Annotated in this window: 1 protein-coding gene; it reads right to left on the bottom strand. The window is 43.7% G+C overall.

The window, feature by feature from the left end; translation table 11 throughout:
* On the bottom strand, positions 1-2,983 hold a 2,983-nt coding region (locus tag J7J01_06890), incomplete at both ends, for a hypothetical protein (protein MCD6210597.1).

Genomic DNA, 2,983 nt, shown 5'->3' with positions numbered 1-2,983 from the left:
ATATTGGGCTGACCGTCACCATATATCCTGCAATTGTCTATCGTTATCCTCTCACTCTTGGTAATTGAAAGCAAATTGTCAACTTCATCACAATTATAGCTTCCAGGTGAAGTGAACCTGATTGTGAAATTTTTTATTGTAATATCGCTTGAGTTTTTTATGTTTATACCCTTTACGAAAACATTCCATCCCTCACCTGTGATTGTGATGTTGTGTTTGTTTTCAACAGTGAATCCTAAATAAGTGCCATCATGCACATATATAACGGTGCCGGGCGCGGCATCCTCTACCGCCTCTCTTACCGTGGGGAAATCACGGGGCACATCTATCACACGACCACGCACAACCTCTCGCTCTTCACTCAAATTATTGTTTGTCTCATCAAGCTCATCAACGAAATTTCCATCATCTACGGACACAAGTATTTCATACAATCCGTAATCTGCGGCGAGCCATTTGAGTGTTAGTGAGGCATTGCCGACAGGCGGAAGATAAACAGTACCGAAATCCTGAAGGCTGAAGTTTTCTACCGCTCTTTCTGTGAATTGGCGAACATAAAGCGAGACATTCGCATTGATTCCAACATATCCACGATTCTCAATCGTTACATTGACAGGAATTTGCCTTCCAAGGTATAAAGTGCGAGGCATCTCCATGCGAGAAGGCACAAAATCCGGCTTCGGATATACACCGAGCAAATTCAAATCCAGAGGAGACCAGCCGTATGTTTCCTGAGAGACAATAAGAGATGCATTCGCCTCCTCAGGTATCCATGTGCCATTCCGCTCGTCATAAATCCACAACTTCGGTTCTGAAAAGCCCGCAACTTCCGTTATGATATTAGCCTTATCCTCGCACCTGGGCGCTTCAAGCCCGTGCTTCTCGCAGAACTTACAAGTTGCCTCAAATATCGTCGCATTCCTCACAACATACAAACTGTCATAGATGACTGCTCCCCCTCCAGTATACATAAGCATGTTTATTTTTGTCGCTTCTTTCACCTCCACACAGGTAGAATTAACATTATTGCTCTCGTTTGTCTCCACAATATTATCTGAACTATCAACTTTAACGCTCAGTGTGTAGTTGCCGGTTGCAGCAGGCGTCCAGTTGAATCTCAAAACCTTTCGCTCGCTTCTGTTTATCTCGCTCAGTGTTCTGTAATCTCTGTCTATGACAGAGCCATTTCTGAGCACTTCAAACATCACAGATACAGGATCAAAACCATAACTCCACGAAATATCATAGTCGCCTATGTTCGCAATCGTCACATTTATGTCATTTGAGACATTCACAAAAACATCATTGAAGACATCACATGGCTCCACACGCTCAACTATGAGGTCTGCGGATGTGAAATAAAATTCAGCACAGCGCTCATTGTTCTCTTCATTCCTCTCTTTTATCTCGTTTGATGCATCCGCATGCACGCACACATGGAATTTACCTGGAACCTCAGACTCAAATACAAATGAAAAGTCTCTGCTCTCTCCATATTTCAGCCCGTTTATTGTTCTGTTTGTTACGTTAACAACAAACTCTTTGCCGAGAGCAGTTTCATTCTTTACAATGAACGAGACATTGAATGTGTCGTTGAAGCTCTTTCCCTGATTTGAAATCGTAACATTCACGGGGCATTTCTCCTTTACAAGTGTTTTCTTTCTCACTTTGAGCGTTTCGAGAACGATGTCAGGCATATCAAGCGGCAGTGTGATGTTGAAATTGAAATAACCCTGATTGACAGTGGAACGGTTCAGACATATTGACGATGTGTTTGTGCTGCCTCCCTGGTCTGATGCGGTCAGATCAAAACATATGCTCGCAGGCATGAAAATCCAGTAAGACGAGTTCTCGCTCATGTTCCTGTAATAATTCGCACTCACGCTCACATTTGCAGCGGTGCAAGCACACCCATCTTCATAACTTATGTTCCCGGAAAGCAGGAAAGGTGTCTCAGGCGGACTGAGCGGTGCTTCACTCACATTTATCTGAAAAGAATATGTGTTATTGTTCTCATTCGCCTCCGGTATCTCATCATTCACATCCACAAACACGGAAATATTATATGTGCCCGTATATTTCGGGACAAATTTGAATTCCACCTTCCTCACTTCATCGGGAGAAATCTGCACCCGTTTCGTTATTGATGTTGAATTGTCAGCGGCGGCAGTGGCGTTAGTAGCAGAGGCGATGAAAGTCACATTCAGCGGCACTTTGATGTCACCACGATTCATGACAAATACCCACACGGGCACCATGAAATCACGATAAGGTATGCCATTTACATTCACTCTCCCTATGTATAAATCACTCCTGCCTATCACCTCCACACTCGTGTTATAAGTGTTGTTGCTCTCGTCTCTCTCAGCAATCTCATCAGAGGAGTCCAATATGAATGAGAGGTTATACTTTCCTTTGCTGCGGGGCGTCCAGTTGAGCTGCAATTTGCCTATGTAATACGAAAAAATTGCGCTATCAGTAGGATAACGTCCTATTCCTGTGTAATATCTTTCCTTTATCTCTTCCATTTTTACACCGACACGCCTGGTTACAATATCCTCCGCATCTCCTTTGCGTGCTATAAGTGTTACATTGAAACTCTCGTTATCAAGTGGTGCAGGCAGAGGTTTGCTCCAGTCTATAACCCACTTTCCAAAGGGATCATGCCATCTCAAAGCCGGTCCGTCATTTTTCACGGTTACCTCAATGGTGTTTGAGGCATTGACGAAGCAGTATTTAAGCTCGCTGCCGAGCATGCTCACATTTATGATGAAAAGTTCAGGTGCAGTTATGCTGACATCAGCGATTGCTTTGTTATCGTTCTCATTCGCCTCCTCTATTTCATCTGCTGAGTCAACAGTGGCAATGAGCGTTGTGTCAGGAATATCATCACGAGAAGGCGTCCAGTTGAACTGAACAGTGAGATTTGACATGCTTTCAATGCCCGGAATGCGTTTTGTCATCGTGTATCCGCTTTTTGAGG

This window comes from Methanophagales archaeon (assembly GCA_021159465.1).
GTDB lineage: Archaea > Halobacteriota > Syntropharchaeia > Alkanophagales > Methanospirareceae > G60ANME1.
This window is presented reverse-complemented; position numbering and strand designations above follow the sequence as displayed.